A 1,316-nucleotide genomic window follows, 5' to 3' on the forward strand; every position below is an offset into this window, starting at 1 on the left:
GAGACTGTAACTAATTTTGTGTAACTGCTTATCACACCATACTCTAATGAGAGTTAAGGATAGGCAGATGCGCATGAACAAGAAAGAACTCGAAGCTTTCGCCAAGGAAGCAGCCAAAGGTATCAAAACACCTGAGGACTTGAACGAATTTAGCCAGATGTTGAAAAAAATCACCGTCGAAGCAGCGTTGAATGCTGAAATGGATGAGCACCTAGGCTACGAAAAACATCATAAGTCACCGTCAAACAACAGTCGTAATGGCACGAGCAGCAAGCGTGTCAAAACCGAAGAGGGCGAGTTTGAGCTTGATACACCACGCGACCGTGAGGGCTCTTTTGAGCCAAAGTTGGTGAAGAAACACCAATCCCGCTTTACCTCTATGGATGACAAGATCCTCTGGCTTTACGCGCAAGGCATGAGCACGCGTGACATCGTTAATGCATTCGACGAATGGTACGGCGCCGACATCTCTCCGACGCTGGTTTCACGCGTCACCAATGCGGTCATCGAGCAAGTTATTGAATGGCAGTCTCGCCCTCTCGATGCTGTTTACCCGATTGTTTACCTTGATTGCATCGTCGTGAAAATTCGCCAAGATAAGCGTGTCATTAACAAGTCTATCTTCTTGGCTCTGGGGATTAATACCGAGGGACATAAAGAGCTCATGGGCATGTGGATAGCCGAGAATGAAGGCGCAAAGTTCTGGTTAAGTGTATTGACTGAGCTTCAGCAACGTGGCGTTGAAGACATTCTCATTGCTTGTGTTGATGGCTTGAAAGGATTCCCTGACGCCATCAATGCTGTCTACTCTCAAACACACATCCAGCTATGTATCGTGCACATGGTGCGAAATTCATTGAAATACGTCTCTTGGAAAGATTACAAAGCGGTCACAGCCGCTCTGAAGCGCGTATACCGTGCTGCCACAGAAGAAGAGGCTTTGCTTGAATTAGAGCGGTTCGGCGAGACTTGGGATGCACAGTATCCACAAATCAGCAAATCGTGGCGCAATCACTGGGAAAATCTCAATACGTTATTCAATTATCCTGATGATATTCGCAAAGCGATATACACCACCAATGCGATAGAGTCGCTCAACAGCGTTATCCGTAGAGCTATCAAAAAACGGAAGGTATTCCCAAGTGATGATGCGGCAAGGAAGATGGTTTACCTGGCCATCAAGGACGCCAGCAAGAAATGGACGATGCCGATTCGAAACTGGCGTCAGGCGATGAGTCGATTTATTATCGAGTTCGGGGAGCGCCTCGAAAAACATATTAACTAAATGGCAGTTACACAGAATCTGTTACAGGCTC

1 protein-coding gene is annotated in these 1,316 nt (G+C 46.8%); it reads left to right on the forward strand.

Features of this window, described 5'->3' with window-relative positions; all coding sequences use genetic code 11:
* The first annotated feature begins 73 nt into the window (after nucleotides 1-73).
* Nucleotides 74-1,285: an IS256 family transposase gene (locus tag LRP50_RS25255; protein WP_274167152.1), complete on the forward strand. Its 1,212-nt coding sequence runs from the start codon at nucleotides 74-76 to the stop codon at nucleotides 1,283-1,285.
* The last annotated feature ends 31 nt before the right edge of the window (nucleotides 1,286-1,316 follow it).

Source organism: Enterovibrio gelatinilyticus, from assembly GCF_028683095.1.
Classification (GTDB): Bacteria; Pseudomonadota; Gammaproteobacteria; order Enterobacterales; family Vibrionaceae; genus Enterovibrio; species Enterovibrio gelatinilyticus.

What these genes read in the sequence shown, in the direction of transcription:
- LRP50_RS25255 (WP_274167152.1), top strand. Translation starts at nt 74, where the DNA reads ATGAACAAGAAAGAACTCGAAGCTTTCGCCAAGGAAGCAGCCAAAGGT.